Consider the following 2,795-nt stretch of genomic DNA (forward strand, 5'->3'; position numbering starts at 1 on the left):
ACCCTCGGTTGGAAGTCTCCAGCAGAAACCCTCGCGCTTCTCTTGGAAGCGAGTATTATAGCACCTGTTGCGACGACCGGTTGAATCCGCCTTGCGAACCTTGATCGGTATTGAAGATCTCCGGCGCTCTGAAGCGGGCCAACGCCTCTTCCAGAGCCTCGGTGCAGAAGTCGGCATGCAGCGTGATCGACAGGCGCCAAGCCAGCACCCGGCGGCTGAACCAGTCCACAACGACCGCAAGATAGACGAAGCCCCGTGCCATCGGGATGTATGTAATATCCATCGCCCAGACCTGGTTCGGTCGCGTCACCGGCAGCTTGCGGAGCAGGTAGGGATAGATCTTGTGACCCGGCGCCGGCTTCGACGTGTTTGGCCGACGGTAGATCGCTTCGATCGCCATCCGCTTCATCAACGTCGCAACATGCAGGCGGCCTACGATGATGCCTTCCCCTGCCAGGAGGTCGCGCAGCATGCGGCTGCCGGCGAAGGGGTATTCCAGATGCAGCTCGTCGATCCGCCGCATGAGCAGGAGATCGGCGGTCGAAACCGGGCGCGGCAGGTAGTAGACGCTGCCCCGACTGATCCCGAGCTCTCGGGCCTGGCCAGCGACCGGTAGATCATGGGATCGATCAATCATCGTCTTGCGCTCGCCAACAGTCCGGCCTTGTCGAGCGCGCCTTCTAAAAAATCGTTCGCCAGCGTCAACTCTCCGATCTTTGCGTGGAGCGTCTTCACGTCGATCACCGGCGTGGCGGCGACAGCGTTCGTCTCCGATCCGAAAACACCGGCGGCGCCATCCAGAAGCTGCGAGCGCCACTGCGTAATCTGGTTGGGATGCACGTCGAACTGCTGCGCCAACTCGGCCAGCGTCTTCTCGCCGCGCACCGCCGCGAGCGCCACTTTCGCCTTGAAGGCAGGGATGTGGTTCCGCCTGGGTCTCTTGCTCATCGTCTCTCCTGATCACGGCCATCCTGGCCATCTTCAGGCAGACAATCCACTCAGCACGCTGTCCAATTTTCCCGAGCCACCTCTCTCCGGCTCGCCAATCTGGCGCTGAACGGCGGACATTGGGCGCATGTGTGTATTTTCTGTTCCGCTGCTACTCAGAGCCCCAACCCACCTGTGCATCCGCTGGGCAGCGTGACCACCGGACCTCTACGACGCTGCCCGTCGAGCTATGAGACGGCGTGAGATGACAGTCATGACGCCAGCGGCACCGAGAGCATAGGCGCCCATGACAGCCAATTGCCGCGAGTAGTCAACGCCGGCGTCGATCAGGTAGCCGGTGATGCCGGGTCCCATCGCCGATGCCAGCACCATCGCGGCCACCACCACCGAGCGGATCGCGCCGAGATGCCTGGTGCCGTAGACCTCAGGCCACATCGCGCTCTCCAGGGTGGACGAAAAGCCGTAGCTGACGCCCAGGAGCGCCATGAAGACGAAGATCGCCCAGGGCGCCGTCAGAAAGGCGGCCGCGAAGCAGGCAAAGGCCAGCGGCAGCAGGAACATCGGCAGCAGCTGGACCGCGGAGAAGCGGTCGATCAACCACCCGGCCAAAAGTGCGAAAGCCATCGTCGTTGCGGACATGGCGACAAAGCCACTCGCGAAAAGTTGCAGCGGCCAGCCCCGCAGCTCGGTCAGGTAGACCTGGTGGAAGAAGATAGTCGTCCCGACAAAGGGGGGAGCCAAGATACCCAGGCAGATGGCGTAGAACGTCGGATCGCGCAGGACCTCGCTCCGGGTCCAGTTCTTCAGCTCACGTTGGGCCGCCGGTAGGGCTTCGCTCTGCGGATTGCGTTCCTTGCGAACCAGCGCCGCGACCAGGGGCAGAGCGACGAGGAGGACGAAGGCCGCGCAGACAAACCAGCTTCCCCTCCAGCCGACGAGGCCGGACACGATGACGAACAGGAAGGGAAGAGAAGCGCTGCCGACGTGGAAGCCGAGGGTAGCGATCGAGATGGCGCGGCCCCGGTTCAAGGCGAACCAACGCCCTGTGGCGGTCATGGCCGTTTGGGTCATCATTCCCTGCCCGAACAGGCGTAGCAGGTAGAGCGCGAGAACCAGCGTCGGCAGCGAGCCTGCGAGCCCCATCGTGATGGTGGCGCCCGCAAGCATGACCATCGTCACGATCGCCACGGTCACTGTGGAATATCGATCCAGGGGACGCCCGAGAAACGGCAGAGTCGCCGCGCTGAGGAGCGTCGCGAGCATGTAGAGGCCGCCAAACTCGCCGTGGCTTAGCCCGAAGGCCTCGCGGATCCCCCCGTTTGATAGGGAAATGAAGAAGGTCTGCCCAAAGGACGAGAAGAGCGTCAGCAGGAAGGCGCCCGCAAGCCACCTGACGTTGCCGATGAGGAACCGTCCGAAGGTCTGCACTGCACGTCTCCCGTCAGCCAAGCTCGCAGGTCGTCAATTCGACGACGTGTCAGACAGGAGATGACGGGTGAAGTCGATATGATCATCGGCGGCGGCGAGCAGCGTGTCGGCAGACCTGATCGCGACCGGCACGTCGAGAGCCGTGGCGACCGTCACGCCGACGCCGGCTGCACGCAATGCTCGGACCAGGGGCACAAGCTTCCTGTCGCCGGCGACAAGGATCACATGATCCACGTCGCGAGCGATCGTCATCGCGTCGACCGCCATCTCGACAAGGTTGGTGCCGTAGCGCTCCTTGGGACCCGGCCCGAAGTCCTCGGGCGCATCGCCCCGCACTTCAAATCCCCCGGCGGACAGGCGCCGCAGGAGCCCCGACTGACGATCTCGTTCTGCCTCGTCGCGCATGTCCTTATAGTAGA

2 protein-coding genes and 1 pseudogene are annotated in these 2,795 nt (G+C 63.4%); all 3 read right to left on the reverse strand.

What is annotated here, in order from left to right:
* Positions 1–91 precede the first annotated feature (91 nt).
* Positions 92–948: pseudogene (locus tag VQ044_RS24540) on the reverse strand (IS3 family transposase); the annotation flags it as partial.
* A 207-nt stretch (positions 949–1,155) separates the two neighbouring features.
* Positions 1,156–2,376, reverse strand: a complete 1,221-nt coding sequence (locus VQ044_RS24545; RefSeq protein ID WP_327650263.1) for an MFS transporter — start codon at positions 2,374–2,376, stop codon at positions 1,156–1,158.
* A gap of 33 nt (positions 2,377–2,409) precedes the next feature.
* On the reverse strand, positions 2,410–2,795 hold a 386-nt coding region (locus VQ044_RS24550), incomplete at its 5' end, for an NYN domain-containing protein (RefSeq protein WP_331827851.1).

Origin of the sequence: Aurantimonas sp. C2-5-R2 (assembly GCF_036549495.1) — a bacterium.
GTDB classification, from domain to species: Bacteria; Pseudomonadota; Alphaproteobacteria; order Rhizobiales; family Rhizobiaceae; genus Aurantimonas; species Aurantimonas coralicida_A.